General features: G+C 59.0%; 20 protein-coding genes and 1 pseudogene. 13 read left to right on the top strand and 8 right to left on the bottom strand.

From position 1 onward, the window contains the following. Positions 1-30 precede the first annotated feature (30 nt). The 4 genes from EC915_RS21355 (at position 31) to EC915_RS21340 (ending at position 4,363) form a co-directional block, all read left to right on the top strand. Positions 31-1,131, top strand: coding sequence for an ABC transporter permease (locus EC915_RS21355; RefSeq protein ID WP_133752494.1), 1,101 nt, complete (start codon positions 31-33; stop codon positions 1,129-1,131). Beyond that, positions 1,131-2,057: an ABC transporter permease gene (locus tag EC915_RS21350; protein WP_133752493.1), complete on the top strand. Its 927-nt coding sequence runs from the start codon at positions 1,131-1,133 to the stop codon at positions 2,055-2,057. Before EC915_RS21355 ends, EC915_RS21350 begins: the two co-directional genes overlap by 1 nt. Positions 2,058-2,162: 105 nt before the next feature. Next, positions 2,163-2,849 carry an SDR family oxidoreductase gene (locus EC915_RS21345; RefSeq protein ID WP_133752492.1) on the top strand — a complete coding sequence of 229 codons (687 nt, stop codon included), beginning with the start codon at positions 2,163-2,165 and terminating at the stop codon, positions 2,847-2,849. Between the two features lie 158 nt (positions 2,850-3,007). After that, positions 3,008-4,363 (top strand): 8-oxoguanine deaminase, encoded by a 1,356-nt coding sequence (locus EC915_RS21340; RefSeq protein WP_133752491.1) that lies wholly within the window; start codon positions 3,008-3,010, stop codon positions 4,361-4,363. Positions 4,364-4,433: 70 nt separating this feature from the next. Here EC915_RS21340 and EC915_RS21335 read toward each other — a convergent pair whose 3' ends face one another. Further along, positions 4,434-5,525, bottom strand: a complete 1,092-nt coding sequence (locus EC915_RS21335) for a calcium:proton antiporter (protein ID WP_133752490.1) — start codon at positions 5,523-5,525, stop codon at positions 4,434-4,436. Positions 5,526-5,896: 371 nt separating this feature from the next. Here EC915_RS21335 and EC915_RS21330 point away from each other — a divergent pair, with 371 nt between their 5' ends. The 3 genes and pseudogenes from EC915_RS21330 (at position 5,897) to EC915_RS21320 (ending at position 8,262) form a co-directional block, all read left to right on the top strand. Continuing rightward, complete coding sequence (locus EC915_RS21330; protein WP_133752489.1) at positions 5,897-6,994, top strand: BMP family ABC transporter substrate-binding protein; 1,098 nt, start codon at positions 5,897-5,899, stop codon at positions 6,992-6,994. Positions 6,995-7,076: 82 nt separating this feature from the next. Next, positions 7,077-7,229, top strand: a pseudogene (locus EC915_RS21325) (2OG-Fe(II) oxygenase); the annotation flags it as partial. Between the two features lie 79 nt (positions 7,230-7,308). Next, on the top strand, positions 7,309-8,262 hold the full coding sequence (locus tag EC915_RS21320) for an adenosine deaminase (protein WP_133752488.1): 954 nt from the start codon (positions 7,309-7,311) through the stop codon (positions 8,260-8,262). A gap of 119 nt (positions 8,263-8,381) precedes the next feature. Here EC915_RS21320 and EC915_RS21315 read toward each other — a convergent pair whose 3' ends face one another. Both EC915_RS21315 and EC915_RS21310 read right to left on the bottom strand, forming a co-directional pair. Further along, entirely contained in the window at positions 8,382-9,074 is a 693-nt protein-coding gene (locus EC915_RS21315) for a helix-turn-helix transcriptional regulator (RefSeq protein ID WP_133752487.1), read from the bottom strand. A gap of 673 nt (positions 9,075-9,747) precedes the next feature. Continuing rightward, positions 9,748-10,956 carry a Bcr/CflA family multidrug efflux MFS transporter gene (locus EC915_RS21310; RefSeq protein WP_133752509.1) on the bottom strand — a complete coding sequence of 403 codons (1,209 nt, stop codon included), beginning with the start codon at positions 10,954-10,956 and terminating at the stop codon, positions 9,748-9,750. A gap of 226 nt (positions 10,957-11,182) precedes the next feature. On the opposite strand from EC915_RS21310, the gene EC915_RS21305 reads away from it, so the two are divergent. Continuing rightward, a complete protein-coding gene (locus EC915_RS21305; RefSeq protein WP_133752486.1) occupies positions 11,183-11,542 on the top strand; it encodes a hypothetical protein in 360 nt (119 codons plus the stop codon). A gap of 85 nt (positions 11,543-11,627) precedes the next feature. Next, positions 11,628-12,125: a GreA/GreB family elongation factor gene (locus EC915_RS21300; protein WP_133752485.1), complete on the top strand. Its 498-nt coding sequence runs from the start codon at positions 11,628-11,630 to the stop codon at positions 12,123-12,125. A 257-nt stretch (positions 12,126-12,382) separates the two neighbouring features. Here the strand turns inward: EC915_RS21300 and ettA are convergent, their stop codons facing one another. Further along, complete coding sequence (gene ettA, locus EC915_RS21295) at positions 12,383-14,047, bottom strand: energy-dependent translational throttle protein EttA (RefSeq protein WP_133752484.1); 1,665 nt, start codon at positions 14,045-14,047, stop codon at positions 12,383-12,385. A 533-nt stretch (positions 14,048-14,580) separates the two neighbouring features. On the opposite strand from ettA, the gene EC915_RS21290 reads away from it, so the two are divergent. Both EC915_RS21290 and glyA read left to right on the top strand, forming a co-directional pair. Next, a complete protein-coding gene (locus EC915_RS21290; protein ID WP_372237938.1) occupies positions 14,581-18,420 on the top strand; it encodes an EAL domain-containing protein in 3,840 nt (1,279 codons plus the stop codon). A gap of 186 nt (positions 18,421-18,606) precedes the next feature. After that, positions 18,607-19,860, top strand: coding sequence for a serine hydroxymethyltransferase (gene glyA / locus EC915_RS21285; RefSeq protein WP_133752483.1), 1,254 nt, complete (start codon positions 18,607-18,609; stop codon positions 19,858-19,860). A gap of 154 nt (positions 19,861-20,014) precedes the next feature. On the opposite strand, the gene yjiA is transcribed toward glyA, so the two are convergent. The 3 genes from yjiA to EC915_RS21270 form a co-directional block, all read right to left on the bottom strand. Then, complete coding sequence (gene yjiA / locus EC915_RS21280; protein WP_133752482.1) at positions 20,015-20,992, bottom strand: GTPase; 978 nt, start codon at positions 20,990-20,992, stop codon at positions 20,015-20,017. Between the two features lie 118 nt (positions 20,993-21,110). Next, positions 21,111-21,308, bottom strand: coding sequence for a YbdD/YjiX family protein (locus EC915_RS21275; RefSeq protein WP_133752481.1), 198 nt, complete (start codon positions 21,306-21,308; stop codon positions 21,111-21,113). 26 nt (positions 21,309-21,334) lie between these two features. Beyond that, the gene (locus EC915_RS21270; protein ID WP_133752480.1) at positions 21,335-23,404 is read right to left on the bottom strand and encodes a carbon starvation CstA family protein; all 2,070 of its coding nucleotides are present in this window, start codon (positions 23,402-23,404) and stop codon (positions 21,335-21,337) included. Positions 23,405-23,586: 182 nt separating this feature from the next. Between EC915_RS21270 and EC915_RS21265 the strand changes: the two genes are divergently transcribed. Continuing rightward, positions 23,587-23,955: a PilZ domain-containing protein gene (locus tag EC915_RS21265; protein ID WP_133752479.1), complete on the top strand. Its 369-nt coding sequence runs from the start codon at positions 23,587-23,589 to the stop codon at positions 23,953-23,955. Positions 23,956-24,121: 166 nt separating this feature from the next. Here EC915_RS21265 and radA read toward each other — a convergent pair whose 3' ends face one another. Next, positions 24,122-25,492, bottom strand: a complete 1,371-nt coding sequence (gene radA / locus EC915_RS21260; RefSeq protein WP_133752478.1) for a DNA repair protein RadA — start codon at positions 25,490-25,492, stop codon at positions 24,122-24,124. A 196-nt stretch (positions 25,493-25,688) separates the two neighbouring features. Here radA and mscL point away from each other — a divergent pair, with 196 nt between their 5' ends. Next, a complete protein-coding gene (gene mscL / locus EC915_RS21255; protein ID WP_133752477.1) occupies positions 25,689-26,138 on the top strand; it encodes a large-conductance mechanosensitive channel protein MscL in 450 nt (149 codons plus the stop codon). The last annotated feature ends 49 nt before the right edge of the window (positions 26,139-26,187 follow it).

The raw sequence follows: 26,187 nt of genomic DNA, 5'->3' as shown, positions 1-26,187 counted from the left end.
GTACTGACTCTTCATATAACGGAGATGGCCATGTTGCTTTCACTGGAGCCGCGCGGGCGGGAATCGCGAGCCATGTTGTGGTTTTCCCCGCTCCTCGCAGCCGTGCTGACCCTGGTTTCGGGGTCGCTGCTGTTTATAGCACTGGGGCTCGACCCGCTGCTGACCTTGCACACGTTACTGATCGCGCCGGTCAGCGACCTGTATGGGGTGTCCGAATTGATGGTCAAGACGCTGCCGATCCTGCTCTGCGCGCTTGGTCTGGCGGTAGCTTATCAAGCGCGTATCTGGAACATCGGCGCCGAAGGCCAATTGCTGCTCGGGGCGCTGGCAGGCAGTGCAGTGGCGGTCAATATGATTGACATCGACAGCCGCTGGGTATTGGCACTGATTCTGTTGGTTGGCGTAGCCGCCGGCGCGGCATGGGCAGGGCTGACCGCGTGGTTACGAACCCGCTTCAATGCCAACGAAATCCTTACCAGCATCATGCTCAATTACGTCGCCCTCAACCTGCTGCTGTATTTCGTACACGGCCCGCTGAAAGATCCCGCAGGCATGAACTTCCCTGAATCGGCGATGTTCGGCGACGCCAGTCGGCTGCCATTGCTGACCACAGAGGGGCGTGTACATGTCGGGGTGTATTTCGCATTGCTGGCGCTGGTGGCGGTGTGGGTTTTGCTGCAACGCAGTTTCGTCGGTTTTCAAATCAAGGTCCTCGGGCTGGACAAACGTGCAGCCCGATTCGTCGGTTTTCGTGAGAAAGGTCTGATCTGGCTGGCGCTGTTGATCAGTGGCGGCTTGGCCGGGCTGGCTGGCGTGTGTGAAGTCACCGGACCGATCGGTCAGCTGGTGCCGCAGGTTTCGCCGGGGTATGGCTATGCGGCCATTACCGTGGCGTTTCTCGGGCGACTGAATCCACTGGGGATCTTGTTCTCGAGCCTGCTGATGGCGTTGCTGTATCTGGGCGGTGAAAGCGCGCAGATGAGCCTCAATCTGCCTCAGGCCATCACCCAACTGTTTCAAGGGATGATGCTGTTCTTCCTGTTGGCCTGCGATGTACTGATTCTGTACCGCCCGCGCCTCAAATGTCGCTGGGCCCGCCGCCAGATGGCCGCTGCGCCGGGGGCCGTGTGATGGATATCGATCTGTTGAGTAACGTTTTCTTTGCGACCGTGCGGTGCGGCACACCGCTGCTTCTGGTTGCTTTGGGTGAACTGGTCTGTGAGAAGAGCGGCGTTCTGAATCTCGGACAGGAGGGCATGATGCTGTTTGGCGCGGTGATCGGTTTCATCGTCGCCTTCAGCACCGGCAGCCTATGGCTTGGCGTGCTGCTGGCCATGCTGGCGGGCATGCTCCTTTCGTCACTTTTCGCCTTGGTCGCCCTGGTGTTCAATGCCAACCAGGTGGCGACCGGACTGGCCCTGACGATTTTTGGAGTCGGCCTGTCGAGTTTCGTCGGCGCGGCCTGGGTCGGTAAACCGCTCACCGGCTTCGAACCCCTTGCGATTCCGTGGCTGAGTGACATTCCGCTGATAGGCCGAATGTTCTTTGCGCAAGACATTCTGGTCTACCTCTCCTTCGCCCTGTTCGCCGGCGTGGCATGGATGCTTCTGAAAAGTCGTGTAGGACTGATCATTCAGGCCGTAGGAGAAAACCCTAATGCCGCCAGCGCGATGGGGCTTCCGGTGTTACTCGTGCGCACGCTGGCGGTGCTTTTCGGCGGCGCGATGGCCGGGCTCGCAGGGGCTTATCTGTCACTGGCTTATACGCCAATGTGGGCGGAAAACATGAGCGCAGGCAGAGGCTGGATCGCGTTGGCCCTGGTGGTGTTCGCCAGTTGGCGGGTATGGCGATTGCTGCTGGGCGCCTATCTGTTCGGCTTCGCCAGCATTCTGTATCTGGTCGCTCAAGGCGTGGGGCTGGCGATTCCTTCCACCCTGTTGGCGATGTTGCCGTATGTCGCAACGATCCTGGTACTGGTGTTACTGTCGCGCGATGCACTGCGCACCCGGCTGTACGCACCGGTATCCCTTGGGCAACCCTGGCAGTCGGGGCACTGAGGGTTGGCAGTGGGTGACCGTTGCGCCGGAAAAACAAATTCCTGATGGCTTGCGCGGTCAACCCTGCTAACGCTGCTTCGTTTCGTTCTTCAAGGAGTAACATTCATGCCTGCCAACAAAACCGCGCTGATCATCGGCGCCTCCCGCGGCCTGGGCCTCGGGCTGGTACAGCGCCTGACTGAAAAAGGCTGGGAGGTGACCGCCACGGTACGCGACCAGAACAACGCAGATGAGCTGAAAGCCATCGCAGGCGTCCACATTCAGACGCTGGATATGGATGAGCAATCGTCGCTGGAGGTGCTGGCGCTCAATCTCAAGGATCGGGTGTACGACCTGTTGTTCGTCAACGCCGGGATCATGGGACCCCTGCACACCAACCCTACCGATGCCACGGCTGGTGAACTTGGCCAGTTGTTCCTGACCAACGCTGTGGCGCCCATTCGTCTGGCCAAGCGTTTCGTTGGTCAGATTCGCCCCGAGACCGGTGTCATCGCCTTCATGAGTTCGGTGCTCGGCAGCATCACCATGCCCGACGCCCCGGAAATGGCGTTGTACAAGGCCAGCAAGGCAGCATTGAACTCGATGACCAACACGTTCGTCAGCCAGTTGGGCGAACACAAACCCACTGTGCTGTCGGTGCATCCAGGCTGGGTTCGCACGTCGATGGGAGGGGATGGTGCTGACATTGACGTCAAGACCAGTGTGAGCGGGATCGTTGAGCAACTCGAACGATTTGCCGGCTATGGCGGCCATCATTTCGTCAACTACAAGGGCGAGACGATTCCCTGGTAAGAACGTTCTCAACTTGGCCAAACTTGATCCGCATACTGTCCCACCCTAAACTCACCACCTTCGCCGCGCGTAACCATCGACGTCGCGGCGGACCCTGGATCAGCAGACAGGGCAAAACTGAGCTGGCTACCTGAACCCACTTTCAGAGGAGCCGGCCAATGCCCGCGATCCGTATCTGGTTGAAAAATCCCCTTGCCGTGTTCACTGCCAACAACCTCGATGCCCGGGGCGGACTGGTGGTTGAAGATGGCGTGATCGTCGAACTGCTCGCCGCAGGCCAGTCGCCCGCACAGCCCTGTGATCAGGTCTTTGATGCCCGCGAACATGTGCTGCTGCCGGGCCTGATCAATACCCATCATCACTTCTATCAAACCCTGACCCGAGCCTGGGCGCCGGTGGTCAATCAGCCGCTGTTTGCGTGGCTGAAGACGCTGTACCCGGTGTGGGCGCGACTGACCCCTGCAAAACTGGCGCTGGCGAGCAAAGTCGCACTGACCGAGTTGCTTCTGTCCGGTTGCACCACGGCGGCGGATCATCACTATCTGTTCCCGGACGGGCTGGAACATGCCATCGATGTGCAGGTTGAGAGTGTTCGCGAACTGGGCATGCGCGCCATGTTGACGCGCGGTTCGATGAGTATGGGCGAGGCCGATGGCGGGCTGCCGCCGCAACAGACCGTTCAGCAGGGCCAGGTGATTCTTGAGGATAGCCTGCGCTTGATCGAGCGGTATCACCAACGCGGCGACGGCGCGCAGATTCAGATAGCGCTAGCGCCCTGCTCACCGTTTTCAGTGACCACCGAGATCATGACCGAAAGTGCCGCACTGGCAGAAAAACTCGATGTTCGTCTGCATACGCACCTGGCCGAAACGCTTGATGAGGAACAATTCTGCCTGCAGCGATTCGGCCTGCGCACGGTGGATTATCTGGACAGCGTCAATTGGCTCGGTCCGCGCACCTGGCTGGCTCACGGCATTCATTTCAACGGACAGGAAATCGCGCGACTGGGCGCAGTCGGCGTGGGGGTTTGTCATTGCCCAAGCTCGAACATGCGCCTGGCCTCGGGCATCTGTCCGACACTGGACCTGACCGAAGCGGGCGCACCGATCGGCTTGGGCGTTGACGGCTCGGCGTCCAACGATGCGTCGAACATGATTCTGGAAGCCAGGCAGGCGCTGTATCTGCAGCGGCTGCGCTATGGCGCCGAGAAGATCACCCCGGAGCTTGTTTTGGGCTGGTCGACGCGAGGCTCGGCGAGATTGTTGGGAAGAAACGACATTGGCGAACTGGCCGTGGGTAAACAGGCGGACCTGGCGTTGTTCAAGCTCGACGAACTGCGTTTTTCAGGCAGTCATGATCCGCTGTCGGCGTTGCTGCTGTGCGGAGCCGACCGTGCGGACCGGGTGATGATTGGCGGCCAATGGCGGGTGGTTGATCGTCAGGTGCAGGGGCTGGATCTGAAGGGGCTGATTGCCGATCACAGGCAGGCGGCGCAAGAACTGATCAGAGGATGAAAGCCCTGCAGGGGCCGGCTTGCTGGCGAACCGGCTCCTGCAGATTTGCAGCGTTAGGTGAAGCCTGGGCTCACAAGCCCATCAGTGACAGCATCACGAACGTAGCGAACAGCACAAAGTGAGTCATGCCCTCGATGGCATTGGTCTCGCCATCGTTGAGGTTGATGGCGCTGACCAACAGGGTGACGAAGATCATCACCGTTTGCACCGGCGTCATCGCCATCTGGAACGGCTGGCCGGTGTACAGCGCCATCGCTTCCATCACCGGGACAGTCAGAATCACGGTGGACAACGAAGCGCCCAATGCAATGTTCACCACCGACTGCATACGATTGGCCAGCGCCGCACGCAGGGCCGTGAGGATCTCGGGCGCCGCGGAAATCGCTGCAACCAGAATCGCTGTCATCACCGGAGGCGCACCGCTGCCTTCAAGACCGAGGTCTACGGTCTTGGACATCACCTCGGCCAGGGCACCGATAATCACCACGCCGAACACCAGAATGCCGATGGACAGCGGCAGGTTTGCCTCTTTCTCGACGTGTTCAGGCTGTGCCTTGCGTCGTTTCTTGTCGGGATAGCTGTAGCTGAAAAAGTAGCTGTGCGGGCCCACCTGCATGCGCAGAAACAGCCCATACAGCAACATCATCGCGCCAATGGTGAAAGCCGAATACATCTTCCAGTTCGATTCGGGAATAAACTCGGGCACCACCATCGACACGGCCATGGCGGTCAGGATCATCACGCTGTAAGAGCGTGCCGAATCATCGTTGTAGGATTGCTCGCCATGCTTGAGCCCGCCCATCAATGCGGCGAGACCGAGAATGCCGTTGACATCGAGCATGACCGCCGAATAGATGGTGTCGCGCACCAGCGTAGGGGACGGCTCGTTGCTCATCATGATCGCCAGGATCACCACTTCGACCAGCACCGCAGACAAGGTCAGAATCATCGTGCCGTAAGGATCGCCGACCTTCTCGGCGAGCAATTCGGCGTGGTGGGCAACGCGCATCGATGCACAGACGATGAAGCCTACCAGGACAATACCGGCGATCAGCGCGACGCTATTGCCGTGGCTGAGTAACTGGTGCTCGAACGGATACGCGAAACAGGTCGCGATCAGCGCCAACAGTAGAAATTTTTCTTGCTTGAGAATCGTGCCCATCGCTGCCTTTTACCCTTGCGACCGATGCCGCACGTCCATGAAGTGAAACTGCTTAAGGCGATGAGAGTGCTTGTTGCAAACAAAGGTTTCAAGGCAAGCGTGCGTTACCTTGACGCGGTGCCCGGTGGGCGCGAACGAATTCGCGCCCACCGGGTAGTGAGCCAACCTGCAAAGTGGCGCCACGCTGCACCAGTTCGCGGCGTGGGCTTCTAACCAAGCACCTTCAGTGATCATGGGAAACACCCCCTGCACTCTTGCGCGCATCAAGTCCCGGCTCAAAACGAGACCTGTCTTGTTGGTCAGTTTTTTGCATTGAGTCGAACGCCTTGCCCAGATGGCCCGGCCCACAAGACCAAAGGAGCTCGACCTGCATGCTTTCCATCCTTCACTCACGTCGTCCGCTGAAAAAACTGATGTGCGCCATGGCTGCTGTCGTTGGCCTGAGCGCAAGCCTCATGGCAATTGCGGCGGATCCCCTGAAAGTCGGCTTTGTGTATATCGGCCCCATTGGCGACCACGGATGGACTTATCAGCATGAGCAAGGCCATCAAGCCCTGGTCAAGGCACTCGGCGACAAGGTGATCACCAGTTATGTCGAAAACGTCCCGGAAGGCGCGGACGCCGAGCGGGTCATCCGCAACATGGCCAAGGGTGGCTACGACCTGGTGTTCACCACCTCGTTCGGCTACATGAACCCGACGCTCAAAGTCGCCAGGCAATTCCCCAAAGTGACCTTCGAACACGCGACCGGCTACAAGCAGGACAGGAACATGGGCACCTATCTGGCCCGCACCTATGAAGGCCGTTACGTCAGTGGCTTCCTTGCGGCGAAGATGACCAAGACCAAAAAGATCGGTTATGTCGCCTCGTTCCCGATTCCGGAAGTGTTGCGCGACATCAATGCCATCCAGCTGGCGCTTAACAAATACAACCCCGGTACCGAGCTCAAGGTGGTGTGGGTCAACGCATGGTTCGACCCGGGCAAGGAAGCGGATGCCGCCAACGCATTGATCGATCAGGGCGTCGACGTGATCTTCCAGCACACCGACAGTCCGGCACCGATTCAGGCGGCTGAGCGGCGCGGCGTGTATGCAGTCGGCTACGCCTCGGACATGGCGCATTTCGGGCCAAAGGCAGTGCTGACTTCGATCGTCAACAACTGGGGGCCACATTACATAGAGGCCACCCAAGCAGTCATCGACGGCACCTGGAAGCCCCAGGACTACTGGGGTGGCTTGAAGGAGGGTACTGTCGAGTTGCCCATCAGCGATCTGGTGCCGGCAGACGTGAAAAGCGAGGCACAGCAGATCATCGCCGACATCGAAAGCGGCGCGTTCCATCCGTTCACGGGCCCGATCAAGGACCAGACAGGTGCGGTGAAAATTCCGGCAGGCAGCGTGGCGAGCAACGCGGAACTGGCCTCGATGAACTATTACGTCGAGGGCGTGACAGCGGACTTGCCAAAGTAAGGCGAAGTCCTTTTATGAAGGTGCAGGAGCGGCACTGCCCGCGAGAGGGTATGTCAGGTTCAGACGCGTTGACCGACAAATGCAGCCACGCCCGGACACCCTGATCGAATGCCTGCCCGGATGCGCTGACGCGCAACATCCAGCGCTGTATCCGCCGACCACCTGTGCCGAGTTTCTGCTATCGCGTTTTGCCCAGACGTACGCCTACAGAAGAGCGCCGCAGGTCGAGGTCTGAACCTTTCGGTCAGGTTTTTAACCAGTCGACGTACATGACTCTGTAGAATGCCCACGATTGCACCTGATGAGAAAAGCACATGTACGACTGGTTGAACGCCCTGCCCAAGGCTGAACTGCACCTGCATCTGGAGGGCTCGCTGGAGCCTGAATTGCTGTTCGCTCTGGCCGAACGCAACAAGATCGCCCTGCCCTGGTCTGACGTCGAAACCCTGCGCAAGGCCTATGCCTTCAATAATCTGCAGGAATTTCTCGACCTCTATTACCGGGGCGCGGATGTGCTGCGTACCGAGCAGGACTTCTACGACCTGACCTGGGCCTATCTGCAACGCTGCAAGGCACAGAATGTCATTCACACCGAACCGTTTTTCGATCCCCAGACCCACACCGATCGCGGGATTGCCTTCGAAGTGGTACTCAACGGTATTTCCAGAGCCCTGAAAGACGGCAAGGAGCAACTGGGTATCGGCAGCGGTCTGATCCTGAGCTTCTTGCGTCACCTGAGCGAAGACGAGGCGCAAAAGACCCTGGACATGGCACTGCCATACCGTGACACCTTTGTCGCAGTGGGCCTGGACAGTTCGGAGATGGGTCACCCGCCGAGCAAGTTCAAGCGCGTGTTCGATCGCGCCCGCAGCGAAGGCTTTTTGACGGTTGCCCATGCGGGCGAAGAAGGACCGCCCGAGTACATCTGGGAAGCCTTGGACCTGCTGAAGATTCAGCGCATCGACCACGGCGTCCGTGCCATCGAAGACGAGCGGTTGATGCAGCGCATCATTGACGAGCAGATCCCGTTGACCGTCTGCCCGCTGTCGAACACCAAGCTCTGCGTGTTCGATCACATGGGCCAGCACAACATTCTGGATATGCTCGAACGTGGCGTGAAAGTCACCGTGAATTCCGATGACCCGGCCTATTTCGGCGGGTACGTGACAGAGAACTTCCAGGCGCTGCACGAGCACGTGGGCATGACTCAGGATCAAGCCAGACGTATGGCCCAGAACAGCCTGGATGCGCGGTTGGTGAAGCCGTAATACAGGAGTGTGGTTTTCAAGATGATTCTCTGTGGACGCGGACACGCTCGCGTCCCCAGACCGGCCTGATGTTTCAGGATCTTCATACACCCGCGCAGCGCTTCACTTTCTGATCCGACTCACGCCGCCGATGCGATCTTGTCGATCTCCCGCTGCCCATTGGACGACACCTGCAAGGTGCTGGCTTCTTCCGTCGGCCTTACCCACCCCAGTTGCATGAACAATTGCAGCAGCCCCGCCCCCAATGCTCCTCCCAGATGCGGACTGACATCACTGCAGCCAGCACACGCACATACGGTTTCACGCTGCCGGTGCGCCAACGCCGGGACGAAGATGCCACACTCGGCAAACCGGGAGATACCGATATTGGTCACTTCCAGACGCTGGTCACTCTGCTCGATCCAGCCGGCTCCAAGCATCCTCTGATACAACTCGGTCGCAAGCTCTCCGCCCAGATGATCGGCGCAGACACTCGCACGACGTGATGGCGAAGCCAGCAAAGGCTGCGCGATGCTGCGACCGACGACTTGCGCACTGATTATCGAGGCACAGGCCAACGCCTGCACCGCAGCACCGACTTCCGGGGCCGCCAATCTGAAAAAACGCTTCTTGCCCCGGGTTTCCAATTTGAGCAGCCCCCCGGAAGCAAGTCGCGCCAGATGCGACCCCGCCGAAGAGGGGGACAATCCCGCGAGCAGCGCCAGTTCGTCTGCCGCCCTGGAGGTCCCATCCATCAATGCCCACATCATCGCGCTGCGTTTAGGATCCGCCAGCAATGCGGCAATCTGACTGATACAAGGTGCATGTTCCATGTTTTCACTCCCTGTCGAAACATTCGTCTAACGATGAGCGGGTCGCCACATACGGCATGCAGCCAACATTGTTGCCATGAACGAATGCTGGCCTTTGATCTACATCACTTACTGAGAACTCTATTGAATGGAAGTCGCGGCACAATACAGATTCGTCTGCATGCAGCGACAGTTCGATGTTTTGTCATAAATCGGATCCATAGTGGCGCCATAGTATAAGCGCTGTATCACTATCAAGAACTGATTTGGCAGTAACAGATGAGAAAGTTATCAGCCTGATAGGCAAAAGGTAGAGCAAAAGTCCTCCCGATCTTATTGTCGGACAAAGATCTTAGCTCGGCAAAAGTACGCTAAAAACAAGGCTTCGCGAGATAAACGGCATGCAGCCTCAGAAAAAACCACGGCAATTGCCTACAATGAATACTCAAAAAACTTTCAAAAAAAACATCCTCTACTATAGCTTTCGATGCGCAGTTTTCAGCCTGAATAAAGTGTGTGTTTTCGTCGTCTGAAAAACGGATGTAAGAAATTTCGTAATTTTAAGCAGTAAAAGCCAACGGCTTAGTTTGATTATTCAACCTTTTGAACAGTTCTGTACAGGTTTAAACACACAACACAGCGTACATAATGACCGGAGCGAAAATACTGCGACGCTAGTGCGCCGCAGCCGCAATCAAATACGCACGTCGGCATGTGGAGTCAACGCATCCCTTTTTTTCTGCGAGCGCCGGGTAACCATTGCCAACGTCACCGTGAGCACACCGCAGAGTGTGATGACAGTCGCCATCGGCACCGCGGTTCCGTCATGGAGAACCCCCACCAAAGCCGCAGCTCCCGCCGCTACGCTGAATTGCAGACAGCCCAGCAGCGCCGATGCACTGCCCGCGCGCTTGCCCTGGCCATCCATGGCGCAGGCGGAAGCGTTGGGAAGGATGCAGCCCAGACTCGCGATATAGACGAACAGGGGGATTAGCAGCGGCCACAGTTTTTCAGTGTGCAGCGTGGCAATTGTGAGGAGTACCACGGCCCCGCCCAAGTACACCCAGACCGCCCGGGACAACATCCATGCCGGTCCAAAACGACCTACCAGCCGTGCGTTGATCTGCGCCACCAGGATGAAGCCTGCAGCGTTGATGCCGAACAGCCAACCATAGTGCTCCGCGGGCACTCCATACAGCTTGATGAATACGAAGGGCGAGCCTGCGATGTAAGAGAACATACCGGCAATGGCAATGCCGCCCGTCAATGCGTGGCCGAGGAATATCCGGTCGCCCAACAGCCTCCAATAGGACCCCAATGCGCCAGACAACGGCAGCCGCGGATGTCCGCAGGGCATGCTTTCAGGCAGACCGAGGGCGACGGCCAGGGCGGTGAGCGCACTGAACAGGGTCAGCGTTATGAAGATCGCCTGCCAACCATAGACATTCACCAGCAAGCCGCCGAGCATCGGCGCAAGGATCGGCGCAAGGCCCATCACCAGCATCAGTTGGGAAAATACTTTCGCCGAGTCTATGGGAGAGCATTTGTCGCTGACGATCGCTCGAGACAGGACCATGCCCGCGCACCCACCCAATGCCTGAACGAAACGCGCCACGATCAGCCATTCCAGGCTGGGCGCAAAGGCACAGGCCAAGGACGCAAGGGTAAACAGCACGACACCAAATAACAGCGGCAAGCGGCGGCCAAAACGGTCGGCAATGGGCCCATATGCCAGCTGTCCGATGCTCAGGCCCAAAAAATACGAGGCAAGGGTCAGCTGCACATGTTTCTCGTCAGTGCCAAAGGCCAACGCGATTGCAGGAAAACCGGGTAGATAAAAGTCGATGGCCATCGGGCCGAAGGCGCTGAGTGCGCCGAGAATCAGGATTGTTCTGAGGTTCATTAATCTTCCTAGGCTATTTAGCGCAGCGCGACAGTTTAACAACCTTGAATCTTCTCTGGCCGCCAAGAGGAAAATTACTAAAAGAATTTTCATGCAATCCTGCCGTCAGGCGGATATCGGGAACTAAATCCGCGTGACCGGGCATCGGTTAATGGATTTCTCACGCCTCTTTTACGAATAACTCACGGATCCGCTTCTAGACTTTATGTAAGTCGAGGAGACGCCAATGAATACGCGCTGGGCTGGGCTGTGCTGCTGTTTGGTTGTCGCTGGTTGTCAGTCTACCCACGACCAGTTGCTGGCTGAAGGGTACTCACCGACGTTCGCAGATGGGTTTGAGGATGGATGCAGCAGCGGGCGACAGTCCATCGACGCAATGAAAGGACAGTACAAAAAAGATGTGCCGCGTTATCTGCGCGACACGATTTATGCACAGGGTTGGAGCGACGGGTTCCGGCAGTGCCAGGCGCAGTTGGCGACCAAGGGTGTTCAGGATCAGGGCAGAGACAGTATCTGGAACGACCGTGACCGGAACTGGGATCAACAGAAAACCCAAGACGCCGCAAAAGCCTATCGTTCCCAGTGACTTCTTGTCGCAAGCAGACATTCAGGGAAACTTATGGAATGTGAACATGGCCCAACCCTGATTGAGCCATGATCAGGAGCACGCCATGAGTCGGGCCTTCGTCAATGAAGACCACGCCGCCGCGCAGGCCAGCCAGCCGGTAGAACGCCAGATTAGCGCACAACCCAATTATGTCACCGCCAGCGGGCTGGCCCAGCTGCAGGCGCAGGTGGCTGCATTGCAAGCGCAGCACAGTGAGCAGACCGCCCTGGGCGAAGGTGCGGACAAGCAGCGTCAGGCTGATATCGAACGTGACCTGCGTTACTTCAATCAGCGGCTGCAGACCGCTCAGGTGGTAACGCCTGCCATTTGCACCGAAAAAGTCCAGATTGGCAGTTGGGTGACCTTTGCCGACGAAGAAGACCGCCAGCAACGCGTGCAGTTGGTAGGCGAGGATCAAGCCCACGCCGCGAGCCAACTGATCAACTGGGCCTCTCCCTTGGGCAAGGCGCTGTTGGGCACGCAGGTCGGTGACGAAGCGACCTGGGAACGTCCGGTCGGAGATCAGGTGATCGAGGTTCTGCAAATCGAGGGGGATGTTTGAAAGCAGCAAGAGCATGACCGGCTTGCTGGGGAGTGTGATCGGACGCGCCCGCGGCGTCAGGCAGTTCACCTGTAGCTGAGCCGCCACGTTCGCTGCCAGCTTCTTGTACAAGTTGTGCGTTACGCGAATGTGCAGCAGGTTGGCACCAAAGGATCAGCAAACCAGCATCTGCGGCAATCATCTGTCATCAGCGGCGCAAGATAACGCATAAAAAAAACGGAGCCCGAAGGCTCCGTTTCTTGTGTCGCCGACCTGAATCAGGCCAGTTTCTTGTGACGCACGCGGTGTGGTTGCGCAGCGGCCTCGCCCAAGCGTTTCTTGCGGTCGACTTCGTATTCGGTGTAGTTGCCTTCGAAGAACACGGCCTGCGAATCGTCTTCGTACGCCAGGATGTGAGTCGCCACGCGGTCAAGGAACCACCGATCGTGAGAGATCACAATAGCAGCGCCCGGGAAGTCCAGCAGGGCCTCTTCCAGCGATCGCAGGGTTTCAACGTCGAGGTCGTTGGACGGTTCGTCGAGCAGCAGGACATTGCCCCCTTCCTTGAGCGTCAGCGCCAGATGCAAACGACCACGCTCACCACCGGAGAGGTCCTTGACGAACTTCTGCTGGTCACCGCCCTTGAAGTTGAAGCGGCCGACGTACGTGCGCGACGGGATCTCGTAGTTGCCGATCTTGATCTGGTCGGAACCGTCAGAAATCTGCGCAAACACGGTTTTGCTGCCGTCCAGATCGTCACGGCTCTGATCAACGCAGGCCAGTTGCACGGTTTCACCGATCTCTATAGAGCCTGAGTCCGGTTGCTCCTTGCCCATCAGCATGCGAAACAGGGTCGATTTACCTGCACCGTTGCCACCGATCACGCCGACGATGGCGCCCTTGGGCATGGCGAACGACAGGTTGTCGATCAGCACACGATCACCGTAGCCTTTGCTGACGTTCTTGAATTCGATGACCTTGTCGCCCAGACGCGGACCGGCCGGGATGTAGATCTCGTTGGTTTCGCTGCGCTTCTGGAATTCCTGCGATTGCATCTCCTCGAAGCGTTGCAGACGCGCCTTGGATTTGGACTGACGAGCCTTGGCGCCTTTGCGCACCCACTCCAGCTCTTCCTTCATGGCCTTTTCATGAGCCGACTGCTGCTTGGACTCCTGGGCCAGACGGTCGGACTTGGCCTCAAGCCAGCCAGAGTAGTTGCCCTCGTAAGGAATACCGGCGCCGCGGTCGAGTTCCAGAATCCAGCCAGCGACGTTGTCCAGGAAGTACCGGTCGTGCGTAATCGCAACCACGGTGCCCGGGAAGTCATGCAGGAAGTGCTCAAGCCAGGCGACGGAGTCGGCATCCAGGTGGTTGGTCGGTTCGTCGAGCAGCAACATGTCGGGCGCGGACAGCAGCAGGCGGCACAACGCCACGCGACGCTTCTCGCCGCCGGACAGGTGCTCGACCTTCGCGTCCCAGGCTGGCAGACGTAACGCATCGGCCGCAACTTCCAGCTGACGTTCGAGGTTGTGACCATCGCTGGCCTGCAGAATGGCTTCGAGCTTGGCCTGTTCGGCGGCGAGCTTATCGAAGTCGGCATCCGGCTCGGCGTAGGCAGCGTACACCTCGTCCAGACGCGCCTGGGCGTCCTTGATAACGCTGACCGCTTCCTCGACCACTTCACGTACGGTCTTGTTCGGATCAAGCTGGGGTTCTTGCGGCAGATAGCCGATGTTCAATTCCGGCATCGGGCGCGCTTCGCCATCGAACTCGGTGTCGACACCGGCCATGATTTTCAGCAGCGTTGATTTACCCGAACCGTTGAGGCCGAGAACGCCGATCTTGGCGCCCGGGAAGAAAGACAGGGAGATATTTTTCAGGATTTCCCGCTTCGGCGGAACAACCTTGCTCAGCCGATGCATGGTGAAGACGTATTGAGCCATGGAATGAAAACCTGGTTAGGACTGTGAATAAAGACGCGAGCCCGGCCTGATACGAAAAGTGGCTGCCATCAGTGGCACTACGTTGAATCAGGCTCGAAGGCTCATCAAGAGCGTGGGCGTCGACCGCGATCCCGGCCGTCGTTCGGCTGTTTGCCTTGCCTGATTTTGCTCGCCGACTTGTCGGACAAACCCGGTGCTTCGTCGCAAAAACCGCTTTTATTTATCTACGCAACTTGCCGTCCGGGCCTTCCGGGCCTTGAATTGATCAAGGCATAGCGAGAACAGTCACGATGATGCTTCAGGGTACCGGGCATGAAGCTGGAGCAATGTTTGCAGGCATTGTGCTGGTGTTGCAGAAATCGGGCACATCGCGCGTGGCGCAAAGCTACCCGAATGCGGTCGGCAGGGCAAACCGTGCAGGCCTTTTTGGCTGGCACTTAGCCACAAGTCAGGGCATGCTAACCGCTCTTTGGGCGTCAAGCTTATAGTGCATTTCGCACACGCTGATTCAGTCCAGCAGTCAGGATCACAGTTTGTCCACACCAACACCCACCTCTCAATTGCGCGCCTCAAGAAGCGCGAAGGCCGTGCCTTTTCGAGGCTCGCTGAAAGGCGCGCTGGCGATACTGGTGCTGCTGATGCTCGTGCTTTTGTTGTGGCAGCTGTTCGAACAGTTTCAGCAGACCCAAGAGCGCCAGTACCAACGCAGCGTCGATTACAGCATCCAGCTCGCCGACCGACTGAGCCTGAACATGGCGCTCAATGCTCAAGTGGCGCTGAACATTCTGGATGACGCCAAGACCGCACCACGCACCACCGACCAGCACGTTGCCACCCTGGAACGCTTGCGTCAGGCGCTGCCAGGGTTGCACAGCGTGGCCTGGCTCGACGAGCGTGGGAATATCGTCGCCGATAGCGCACAGGGCAGCACAGACGCCAGCTTTTTGACTCAAGCGTGCGGGCGTCTCAAGGGTCATACCTACTATTACGCCAATGGCCCGGGCGACTCGTTTTTCTATCTATTCGTCCGCCAGCCTGGCAATGAAACCGAGCGCTTCTGGGCCATCCGTCTGGACTCACAGGCATTGAAATCCCTGTCCCGACAAAACGATCAGGATTTCAAGGCGGCCTGGCAGCTGGAGAACCCTGCAACGCAACGCGTGATCTATCAGGCGGATACCAGCGCCGCCGGGCCTTCGGACAGCGTTAAGCAGACGGTCCTGCTGGATCCGCTGACCAACTCCGACTGGCAACTGCGTGGCCTGTTCGATGCGGGCAAAGCGCGCCAGGTCCTCATCGCTCCGCTGGTCGGCAAGTGTGTGATCGCCCTGCTCTGCTCGATCCTGCCGCTGCTTGCGCTGCGCAGCCTGCGTCGCCGTCAATTGCAGTTGCACCACAGTCGTCGTCGCTACAAGGACATCTTCGAAGGGACCGGTGTGGCCCTGTGCGTGCTGGACCTTTCCAGCTTGCCCGAGTATTTGCAAAACCTGCGGCTGAGCACGAGCGACGAACTGTACCAGCGCCTGCTCAAGCATCCGGAACAGCTAAGGGGATTGCTCCACCAACTGCGCATCACCGAGGTCAATCAGGTAGCGGCTCATCTGCTTCGCGCTGAATCCGCCGCTCAGGTATGGCAGCAACTGATCGAAGGATGCCCACGTTCACGGCAGGGCATCGGCGTCCAACTGATCAGCGCCGTACTCGACCGCCAGCCTCAAATGGAACTGGAAATACTGCTGCCTCACGCTCAGGGCAGCGATCAGCATTTGTGGCTGGTGGTGCGGCTGCCCGAGCACCCGGAAGACTTCAATGCAGTGATCCTGAGTATCAACGACATCACCAACCGCAAGCAGGCCGAACTGGCGCTACAGGAGCGAGAAAGTTTCTGGTCGGACGTGGTGCATACCGTTCCCGATCATCTCTACGTCCAGGACGTCGTCAGCCGGCACATGATCTATAGCAACCACCATCTGGGGCGAACGTTAGGCTATAGCAAACAAGAACTGCAGGAGATGGGCGATCGTTTCTGGGAAATCCTGCTGCACCCCGATGACGCCGAGCCCTATGAGCAACTGCGGCTGAACCGCAGCCGAGAATACGTACGCGACCTCTCCGAATGCCACTTGCGTTTCAGTGACCGCAACGGTCATTGGCGGCGTTTCGACATACGCGAGCGGGCCCTGTCCCCTGACGAGAATGGCCGGGTAACCCGCATTATCGGGGTGGCCAAGGACGTCACCGAGCAGGTTGAGGCCAGCCAGTCCTTGCGCGACAGCGAGCAGCGCTATCGCATGTTGGCCGAAAGCATCAGCGACGTCATCTTCTCCACCGATCAGACACTGCGTCCGAATTACGTCAGCCCTTCGCTGACCACCGTGCTGGGCTACAGCGCAGAGTGGATCATGCAGAACGGCTGGAATTCGATCATCGCCAACCCGCAACAGCTGACAGACCTGCAAATCCTGCTGCTGCGCGTCGGAAAGGCCCTGCATAAGCCCGAAACCCTGGCAGAGCTGCGTGCCGAAATGCCGAACCAGTTATACCTGCTGGACTGCCTGCGCGCCGACGGTCGCAAGATTCCCGTTGAGCTGCGCCTGGTATTGGTGTGGGACGAATCCGGCGCTTTCGAAGGCATTCTCGGTGTCGGGCGTGACATCAGCCAGCAACGTCGTGCAGAAAAAGACCTGCGCATGGCAGCGACGGTATTCGAACATTCCACTTCGGCGATTCTGATCACCGACCCTGCCGGTTACATCGTGCAGGCCAACGATGCGTTCAGTCGGGTGAGTGGCTATGCCGTTTCCCAAGTCCTGGATCAGTTCCCGTCGATGCTGACCGCCGAAGATCAGCAGCAAGCCCAATTGGGCTACATCCTCAAGCAACTGAATCAGCACGGCACTTGGGAAGGCGAGCTGTGGCTCAAACGGCGCGATGGCGAACACTACCCGGCGTGGGTCGGTATCACTGCGGTGCTGGACAATGAGGGCGACCTGGCCAGCTACGTGTGTTTCTTCACCGATATCAGCGAGCGCAAGGCCAGCGAGCAGCGCATCCACCGACTGGCGTACTACGACGCCCTGACCCACTTGCCCAACCGCACGCTGTTCCAGGACCGCCTGCACAGCGCTCTGCTGCATGCCGAGCGCCAGCAGGCCTGGGTGGTGCTGATGTTCCTCGATCTGGATCGCTTCAAACCGATCAACGACTCCCTCGGCCATGCCGCCGGAGACCGCATGCTCAAGGACATGGCCGCGCGACTGCTCGAATGCGTCGCCAAAGACGACACCGTGGCCCGCATGGGCGGAGACGAGTTCACGCTGCTACTGCAGCCGGGCGCTTCGCAGCAGGCGGCGATGAATCGCGCCATTCATGTCGCCGAGCAGATCCTCGGCAGCCTGGTGAGGCCGTTCGTGCTCGAAGGCCGGGAGTTCTTCGTGACGGCCAGTATCGGTATCGCGCTGAGCCCGCAGGACGGTAAGGAACTGAGCCAGTTGATGAAGAACGCCGACACGGCGATGTACTACGCCAAGGAGCGCGGCAAAAACAACTTCCAGTTCTATCAGGCAGACATGAACGCCAGTGCGCTGGAGCGTCTGGAGCTGGAAAGCGATCTGCGTCACGCCTTGGAACAGAAAGAATTCACCCTGTATTACCAGCCGCAATTCAGCGGCGACGGCAAGCGCCTGACCGGCGCCGAAGCGTTGTTGCGCTGGCGCCATCCGACCCGCGGACTGGTTCCGCCAGGTGATTTCATTCCGGTCCTCGAAGAGCTAGGGCTGGTGGTCGAAGTCGGCGAATGGGTGCTCATGGAAGCCTGTCGCCAACTGCGCGAATGGCACAAGGCCAAAGTTCGCGTGCCGAAGGTGTCGGTCAATATCTCGGCCCGGCAGTTTTCCGACGGCCAACTGGGCACGCGTATCGCCAACATCCTGCAGGAAACCGAGCTGCCTCCTGCCTGTCTTGAACTGGAGCTGACTGAAAGTATCCTGATGCGCGAGGTCAGCGAGGCGATGATGATTCTCGACGGCCTCAAACGTCTGGGCCTAAGCATCGCGGTGGACGATTTCGGCACCGGCTACTCGTCGCTGAACTATCTCAAGCAGTTTCCCATTGATGTGTTGAAGATCGACCGCACCTTCGTCGATGGCCTGCCCTCCGGCGAACAGGACGCTCAGATCGCCCGCGCGATTATCGCCATGGCCCACAGCCTCAACCTGGCCGTCATCGCAGAGGGTGTGGAAACCTACGAACAGCTGGAGTTCCTGCGCGAACACGGCTGTGACGAAGTGCAGGGCTACCTGTTCGGCCGTCCTATGACGCCGTCACGGTTTGAAGCGCAGTTCAGCAACGATGCGCTGTTCATGCTGGACTAGTGTGGTGTTTCAAGCCATAAGCCGCCGGCAGAAACCCACAGGCGTAAAGCGGCTGGTTTGCGGCTCGCTGCATTGCATGGAAGCTGCATTGCGCTCATCACGCGCATGACCGGCTTTCATATGCCAGATAAAAGCCGATGTTGTAGAATGCCCCCCTTTTCAATTGCCCGATCCCCGAGGACCGCCATGTTCAGCCGTCATTTGACTATCGCCAAGTACGACTCCGACCTGTATGCCGCTATGGAACAAGAAGCCAAGCGCCAGGAAGAGCACATCGAGCTGATCGCCTCGGAAAACTACACCAGCCCCGCTGTCATGGAAGCGCAAGGCTCGGTACTGACCAACAAGTACGCCGAGGGCTACCCGGGCAAGCGTTACTACGGCGGTTGCGAATACGTCGATATCGTCGAGCAACTGGCCATCGACCGCGCCAAGGAGCTGTTCGGCGCCGATTACGCCAACGTCCAGCCGCACGCCGGCTCCCAGGCCAACAGCGCAGTCTATCTGGCCCTGCTGAGCGCTGGCGATACCATCCTGGGCATGAGCCTGGCCCACGGCGGTCACCTGACCCACGGCGCCAGCGTTTCGTCCTCCGGCAAGCTGTACAACGCCGTACAATACGGCATCGACGGCAACGGCTTGATCGACTACGACGAAGTCGAGCGTCTGGCAGTCGAACACAAGCCGAAAATGATCGTGGCCGGCTTCTCGGCTTACTCGCAGATACTGGACTTCCCGCGCTTCCGCGCCATCGCAGACAAGGTCGGTGCGTACCTGTTCGTCGACATGGCGCACGTGGCCGGTCTGGTCGCCGCAGGCGTCTATCCGAACCCGGTTCCTTTCGCTGACGTCGTCACCACCACCACCCACAAGACCCTGCGTGGTCCACGTGGCGGCCTGATCCTGGCTCGCGCCAACGCCGAGATCGAAAAGAAGCTGAACTCCGCGGTATTCCCGGGCGGCCAGGGCGGTCCGCTGGAGCACGTGATCGCGGCCAAGGCGATCTGCTTCAAGGAAGCGCTGCAGCCTGAGTTCAAGACCTACCAGCAACAAGTGGTCAAGAACGCCAAGACAATGGCCGAAGTGTTCATCGAGCGCGGTTTCGACGTAGTGTCCGGCGGCACCGAGAACCACCTGTTCCTGTTGTCCCTGATCAAACAGGACATCTCCGGCAAAGACGCCGACGCGGCCCTGGGCAAGGCGTTCATCACCGTGAACAAAAACTCGGTGCCAAACGACCCTCGCTCCCCATTCGTCACTTCCGGCCTGCGTTTCGGCACTCCGGCTGTGACCACTCGCGGCTTCAAGGAAGCAGAGTGCAAGGAACTGGCAGGCTGGATCTGCGACATCCTGGCTGACTTGAACAACGAAGCGGTGATCGACGCCGTTCGCGAGAAGGTCAAAGCCGTCTGCGCCAAGCTGCCGGTTTACGGCGCTTGATAGCAGCCGCTTGACGCGAAAAAGCCCGGCTCCAGAGCCGGGCTTTTTTATGGGTGACTGGTGATCAACCTGTGGGAGCGGAACGCTCGCTCCCACAGGTTTATCGTTCGGCAAGGGCTAGGGGTGTAACAGAGCCGTAGGGTGAACCACTGATTCAATCTGCTGCCACCCTGGCAAACCCTTCGCGAATCTTTTCTTCGGGCAAGTCATCGGCGATAAACACGATCACGCTTTCACGCCGCTCATCCGCGCCCCACTCCAGGTCGAAATCAAAGCCGTACAACTTCAATACGCCCTGGAAAACCAGCTTGCGGTCTTCGCCAGCGATGTTGAGCACACCCTTGTAGCGCAGCAACTGCTTGCCATGTTCTTCAAGCAGGTCGTTCATGAAGCTGCTGAGCCGGTCGATGTCCAGCGCCTTGTCGCTGCGCAGTACCACGCTGCTGATGCGGTCGATGGAGCGTCCCGCAGGTGCCGCCGGGCGCAAAGTCATGCCGCCGACATCGGCGTTGAGGTTGAAGCCACGCACATCCAGCAGCTCGGCCAGATCGATCTGGCCATGCTCGACCACGCGAATAGGCGCACGACGGTTGATGCGAGTCAGGCGCTCGCTCAGGGCTTTGAATGCAGAGTCATCCACCAGATCGGTCTTGCTCACCAGCAAGCGGTCGGCAAAACCGATCTGCGCCTGAGCGATGGTCTGCTCCAGATGCGTATCGGCATGCGCGGCATCGACCAGGGTGATGATGCCGTCAAGGATGTAGCGCTCGCGCAGTTCTTCGTCGATGAAAAAGGTCTGCGCCACGGGTGCAGGATCGGCAAGGCCGGTGCACTCGATCACCAGCCGATCGAACGCGATCTCGCCGCTGTCCAGGCGCTCCAGCAGCAGGACCAGTGCCTTGGTCAGGTCGGTGTGAATGGTGCAGCACACGCAGCCGTTGGACAGGGTCATCACCTGCACCGGCTCATTGCCCAGCAATTGCGTATCGATCCCGGCATCGCTGAATTCGTTTTCGATCACGGCGATCTTCAGACCGTGCTCTGCCTTGAGCAGATGACGCAACAACGTGGTCTTGCCCGAGCCGAGAAAACCACTCAGAACGGTGACGGGAATCGGTGGCGAAACGGTCATGCCTACTCCTGCTTTTCGATTTTTTGCTAACGGCGCGCTCCTGAAAGAACCCCGCAAATGAAAACGCGCCACGATAGGCGTGGCGCGTCAGGTCAAACCGGCTCGACAGCCTGAACCGTTAACAGCATTTCGGCCCGCCTTTGCCGCCGTAACGTGCATCCTGGCGCTCGCGGAAAAACGCCTCATACGACATCACCGGCTTGTCCGGATGAGTGTTCTGCATATGCTCGACGTAGGTGTCGTAGTCGGGCATGCCGACCATCAAGCGCGCAGCCTGACCCAGATACTTACCCAGACGACTCAGGTCATTGAACATTTGCACCTCCTCGCCTCACAGCGCACTCAGTGGGTTTTCGGGAAGGCCTGAAACGGCGCTTCCTTGTCGGTACGCTCTTTCTTGATCCAGGCCGCGCGACCGACCTTGAGCGCGTAGAACAGGATGCTCAGTACCACGAACAGGAACAGTGCGGTCAAAACCGCGTTGGTGTACGCGTTGAAGATCACGTGCTGCATCTGCTCAACGCTTTTGGCCGGTGCCAGAACCTGCCCGGCATCGGCCGCCGCGCTATATTTGCGGGCCAGCGCCAGGAAGCCAACCGCAGGACTCGGATCGAACAGCTTGATGAAGCCCGCTGTTACGGTGCAAATCAACAGCCACGACGCCGGGAGTATGGTGACCCAGATGTACTGCTGACGTTTCATCTTGATCAGCACCACCGTCGCCAGCATCAGCGCAATACCCGCCAGCATCTGGTTGGAGATACCGAACAGCGGCCACAAGGTATTGATGCCACCGAGCGGATCGATCACGCCTTGATACAGCAGATACCCCCACAACGCCACGCAGCCACCGGTGCCGATGGCGTTGGCGGTCCAGGACTCGGTGCGTTTGAGCGAAGGCACGAAACTGCCGAGCAGGTCCTGCAACATGAAGCGGCCGGCACGGGTACCGGCGTCAACTGCGGTGAGGATGAACAGCGCTTCGAACAGGATCGCGAAGTGGTACCAGAACGCCATGCTGTTCTGGCCGGGAAACGCCTGGTGCAGGATCTGCGCGATGCCCACCGCCAGCGTAGGTGCACCGCCAGCGCGGGCCAGTACGGTGTTTTCGCCAATGTCTTTGGCGACTGCAGTCAATTGATCCGGGGTGATCACGAAGCCCCAGCTGCTGACCATCTGCGCGACCGAGGTGACATCAGCACCGACCACTGCTGCCGGGCTGTTCATGGCGAAATAGACGCCAGGCTCGATGACCGATGCGGCCACCATGGCCATGATCGCGACGAAAGACTCCATCAGCATGCCGCCGTAGCCGATGTAACGCGCGTTGACTTCGTTATCCAGCAGCTTGGGCGTGGTGCCCGAGGAAATCAGAGCGTGGAAGCCGGACACCGCGCCACAGGCGATGGTGATGAACAGGAATGGAAACAACGCACCCTTCCATACCGGGCCGGTGCCGTCGGTGAACTGCGTCAGGGCCGGCATTTTCAGCTCGGGCGCCAGAATCAGAATGCCGATCGCCAGCGCGACGATGGTGCCGATTTTCAGGAACGTCGAGAGGTAGTCACGCGGCGCCAGCACCAGCCATACCGGCAGCATGGCGGCAACAAAACCGTAACCGACCAGCATCCAGGTGATCTGCACGCCCGTAAAGGTGAACAGCGGCGCCCACTCGGGACTGGCCGCAACCTGACCGCCAAGCCAGATCGACAGCAGCAACAGTACAACGCCCACCAGCGAGATTTCGCCAATGCGGCCCGGACGAATGAAGCGCATGTAGATGCCCATGAACATCGCGATCGGGATAGTCGCCATGACCGTGAACATGCCCCATGGGCTCTCGGCCAAGGCCTTGACCACGATCAGCGCCAGCACCGCGAGAATGATGATCATGATCAGGAAGCAGCCGAACAGGGCGATGGTGCCGGGCACGCGGCCCATTTCCTCGCGAACCATGTCACCCAGCGAGCGGCCGTTACGACGGGTCGACAGGAACAGGATCATGAAGTCCTGCACCGCCCCGGCCAGCACCACGCCAGCAATCAGCCAAAGAGTACCGGGCAGATAGCCCATCTGCGCAGCCAACACCGGACCGACCAGCGGACCTGCGCCGGCAATGGCGGCAAAGTGGTGGCCGAAAAGAATGTGTTTGTTGGTCGGAACATAATCCAGACCGTCGTTGTTCAGCACCGCCGGGGTGGCCCGGTCAGGGTCCAGCTGCATGACACGACTGGCAATGAACAGGCTGTAGTAGCGATAAGCGACCAGATAGATGGCAACCGCAGCGACCACGATCCAGAGTGCGTTGATTGCCTCTCCCCGACGCAAGGCAACCACTCCCAGAGCCCAGGCCCCGAGAATCGCAACGATCAGCCAAGGCACATGGCGCAGCAGACTATTATTATTTTTCATTTTTTATTTCCAGCAGAGTGGACATGTTTGAAATGGCTGACAGAGTTTAGCGTTGCTGGAGCGAAAGGCCACCCCCCACAATGGTCTAGCCCGGGATTTGGCCTATAGTCAGAGCATCTGTAGCCCAGTCGGGGGTCCGGTCGTCCAGGCCCCTGCTGCCGAACCCAAGGAGAAGTCGTGCCATGCCAGATTCTCACGAAGATCGCCGTCGTTTTAAACGTATATCGTTCAACGCCAAGACCGAGCTGGCGCAAGGTGCCGGGATCTGGCCGGTGCAACTGCTCGACCTGTCGCTCAATGGCTTGCTGATCCAGCGCCCCGAGCCATGGCAGGGTAATCCCGACGAGACTTTCATCGTCGATATTCATCTGGATGCGAGTACCCATGTGCGCATGGAGGTGCGGCTGACCCATGACGACCACAATCACCTGGGTTTCGCCTGTGAACACATTGATCTGGATTCAATCACGCACCTGCGCCGTTTTGTCGAGCTGAACCTGGCCGATCAGGATGAGCTGGACCGGGAGCTGGCGGCGTTACTGGAGGTGTGAAGACTGCGGGGAAATTTCCCGACCGACGCACGCCGCTGTGTAGGCGCGAGCTTGCTCGCGAGGGCCTGGTTACCTTTAACACACCCTTCGCGGCGAGCTCAGTCCTCGCAAGCAGGCTTGCTCCACGGGAGTCAAGTCGGCGCTTATACGGGCATTTACAATGCGCCTATTCCTCAAACAATGCGTCCAGCGCCTGATCCAGCCGGGTCACGGCAATCACGGTCAGACCCGGTGGCGATTCTTTCGGCGCATTGCCCTTGGGCACGATGGCGCGTTTGAAGCCGTGTTTGGCGGCCTCTTTCAGACGCTCCTGCCCGCTCGGCACAGGTCGCACTTCGCCGGACAATCCGACTTCCCCGAACACCAGCAAATCTCCAGGCAGCGCCCGGTTGCGCAAGCTGGACATCACCGCCGCCATCAAGGCCAGGTCGGAGGCGGTTTCCAGCACCTTGACCCCGCCGACCACGTTAAGGAACACATCCTGGTCGTGGGTCGGAATGCCGCCATGCCGATGCAGAACCGCCAGCAACATCGCCAGCCTGTTTTGATCCAGACCCAGGGTCACACGGCGCGGATTGGACAGGTGGCTGTCGTCCACCAGCGCCTGCACTTCGACCAGCATCGGTCGGGTACCTTCCCACGTGGCCATGACCACGCTTCCTGCAACGGCTTCCTGCGCGCGGGTCAGAAAAATCGCTGAAGGGTTGGAGACTTCTTTCAGGCCCTTGTCGGTCATGCCGAACACGCCCAGTTCATTGACGGCGCCGAAACGGTTCTTCACTGCCCGCAGTAAACGCAGACGCCCGTCCGATTCGCCCTCGAAATACAGCACAGTGTCGACCATGTGTTCGAGTACCCGCGGCCCGGCCAGCGCCCCTTCCTTGGTCACATGTCCCACCAGAAAGATCGCGGTGCCGCTCTGCTTGGCGTAACGCACCAGCAGCGCCGCGCTCTCACGTACCTGCGACACGCCACCAGGAGCCGATTGCAGTTGCTCGGTGAAAATGGTCTGGATCGAGTCGATCACCATGACCTTCGGCTGTTCGATCCGGGCCGTCGCGATGATGCTTTCGATGCAGGTTTCGGTCATCACCCGCAGTTTTTCCTGCGGCAGCCCCAGCCGGCGGGCGCGCATGGCGACCTGCTGCTGCGATTCCTCACCGGTCACATACAGCGCGGGCATGCGCTCGGCAATGGCGCACAGCGTCTGCAGTAGAATCGTCGATTTACCGATACCCGGATCACCGCCGATCAACACCACCGAACCATCGACCAGACCACCGCCGAGTACGCGGTCCAGCTCGGCGGAATTGGTGGAAAAGCGCGGGATCTCTTCAACACTGACTTCAGCCAGGGTTTTGATCTGCGCCTGCTGGCCGGTCCAGCCAGCACGACCGCTGGGCGCCGCTGCAGCGCCGCTTTCAATGACCGTCTCGACCAGGGTGTTCCATGCGCCGCATTCACCGCATTGCCCGGCCCATTTGGGAAAGGTCGCGCCGCACTCGGTGCAGCCATACATGCGCTTGGCCTTGGCCATGAAACCCCCGCCGCAAAAAAGAGCCAATCATACCCCATGACTTGGACACACGCCCGGGATGGCCCGCGCAGACACCTTTCTGAACGAATCGATAAAACTTACCCGTACAAAGCCGGTCGATTGCATGGATTACGCGAGATGCAGTTAGCTGACTACACTGCGTTGGACACTTTCATTTGCAACAAAGGAACACACCATGAGCGTACTAAGCGAGTTCAAAGCCTTTGCCGTCAAAGGAAACGTCGTCGACATGGCCGTCGGCATCATCATCGGCGCAGCATTCGGCAAGATCGTTTCGTCGTTCGTCGGCGATGTAATCATGCCTCCGCTGGGTCTGCTGATTGGTGGCGTGGACTTCAGTGACCTGGCAATTACCTTGCGCGCAGCCGTGGGAGACGCCCCGGCCGTAGTGCTGGCCTATGGCAAGTTCATCCAGACGGTGGTCGACTTCCTCATCGTAGCCTTCGCCATCTTCATGGGTGTGAAGGCGATCAACCGCCTGAAACACCAGGAAGCCAAAGCCCCGACGCTGCCAGCAACACCTAGCAAGGAAGAAACCCTGCTGACCGAGATTCGTGATCTGCTCAAAGAGCAGAACAGCAAACCGGCTGCGTCGCTGCCGGTGAATCCTGATCGGTTGGTTTAAGGCACTTCGCCCCTGCGGGAGTGAGCCTGCTCGCGAAAGCATCTGTGCA

Origin of the sequence: Pseudomonas sp. LP_7_YM (assembly GCF_004364435.1) — a bacterium.
GTDB lineage: Bacteria > Pseudomonadota > Gammaproteobacteria > Pseudomonadales > Pseudomonadaceae > Aquipseudomonas.
The sequence above is the reverse complement of the archived record's forward strand: the minus strand, read 5'-3'. Positions and strand labels throughout refer to the sequence as shown.

Coding starts and splice junctions, on each gene's coding strand:
- EC915_RS21355 (WP_133752494.1), top strand. CDS start 31: ATGTTGCTTTCACTGGAGCCGCGCGGGCGGGAATCGCGAGCCATGTTG.
- EC915_RS21350 (WP_133752493.1), top strand. CDS start 1,131: ATGGATATCGATCTGTTGAGTAACGTTTTCTTTGCGACCGTGCGGTGC.
- EC915_RS21345 (WP_133752492.1), top strand. CDS start 2,163: ATGCCTGCCAACAAAACCGCGCTGATCATCGGCGCCTCCCGCGGCCTG.
- EC915_RS21340 (WP_133752491.1), top strand. CDS start 3,008: ATGCCCGCGATCCGTATCTGGTTGAAAAATCCCCTTGCCGTGTTCACT.
- EC915_RS21335 (WP_133752490.1), bottom strand. CDS start 5,525: ATGGGCACGATTCTCAAGCAAGAAAAATTTCTACTGTTGGCGCTGATC.
- EC915_RS21330 (WP_133752489.1), top strand. CDS start 5,897: ATGCTTTCCATCCTTCACTCACGTCGTCCGCTGAAAAAACTGATGTGC.
- EC915_RS21320 (WP_133752488.1), top strand. CDS start 7,309: ATGTACGACTGGTTGAACGCCCTGCCCAAGGCTGAACTGCACCTGCAT.
- EC915_RS21315 (WP_133752487.1), bottom strand. CDS start 9,074: ATGGAACATGCACCTTGTATCAGTCAGATTGCCGCATTGCTGGCGGAT.
- EC915_RS21310 (WP_133752509.1), bottom strand. CDS start 10,956: ATGAACCTCAGAACAATCCTGATTCTCGGCGCACTCAGCGCCTTCGGC.
- EC915_RS21305 (WP_133752486.1), top strand. CDS start 11,183: ATGAATACGCGCTGGGCTGGGCTGTGCTGCTGTTTGGTTGTCGCTGGT.
- EC915_RS21300 (WP_133752485.1), top strand. CDS start 11,628: ATGAGTCGGGCCTTCGTCAATGAAGACCACGCCGCCGCGCAGGCCAGC.
- ettA (WP_133752484.1), bottom strand. CDS start 14,047: ATGGCTCAATACGTCTTCACCATGCATCGGCTGAGCAAGGTTGTTCCG.
- glyA (WP_133752483.1), top strand. CDS start 18,607: ATGTTCAGCCGTCATTTGACTATCGCCAAGTACGACTCCGACCTGTAT.
- yjiA (WP_133752482.1), bottom strand. CDS start 20,992: ATGACCGTTTCGCCACCGATTCCCGTCACCGTTCTGAGTGGTTTTCTC.
- EC915_RS21275 (WP_133752481.1), bottom strand. CDS start 21,308: ATGTTCAATGACCTGAGTCGTCTGGGTAAGTATCTGGGTCAGGCTGCG.
- EC915_RS21270 (WP_133752480.1), bottom strand. CDS start 23,404: ATGAAAAATAATAATAGTCTGCTGCGCCATGTGCCTTGGCTGATCGTT.
- EC915_RS21265 (WP_133752479.1), top strand. CDS start 23,587: ATGCCAGATTCTCACGAAGATCGCCGTCGTTTTAAACGTATATCGTTC.
- radA (WP_133752478.1), bottom strand. CDS start 25,492: ATGGCCAAGGCCAAGCGCATGTATGGCTGCACCGAGTGCGGCGCGACC.
- mscL (WP_133752477.1), top strand. CDS start 25,689: ATGAGCGTACTAAGCGAGTTCAAAGCCTTTGCCGTCAAAGGAAACGTC.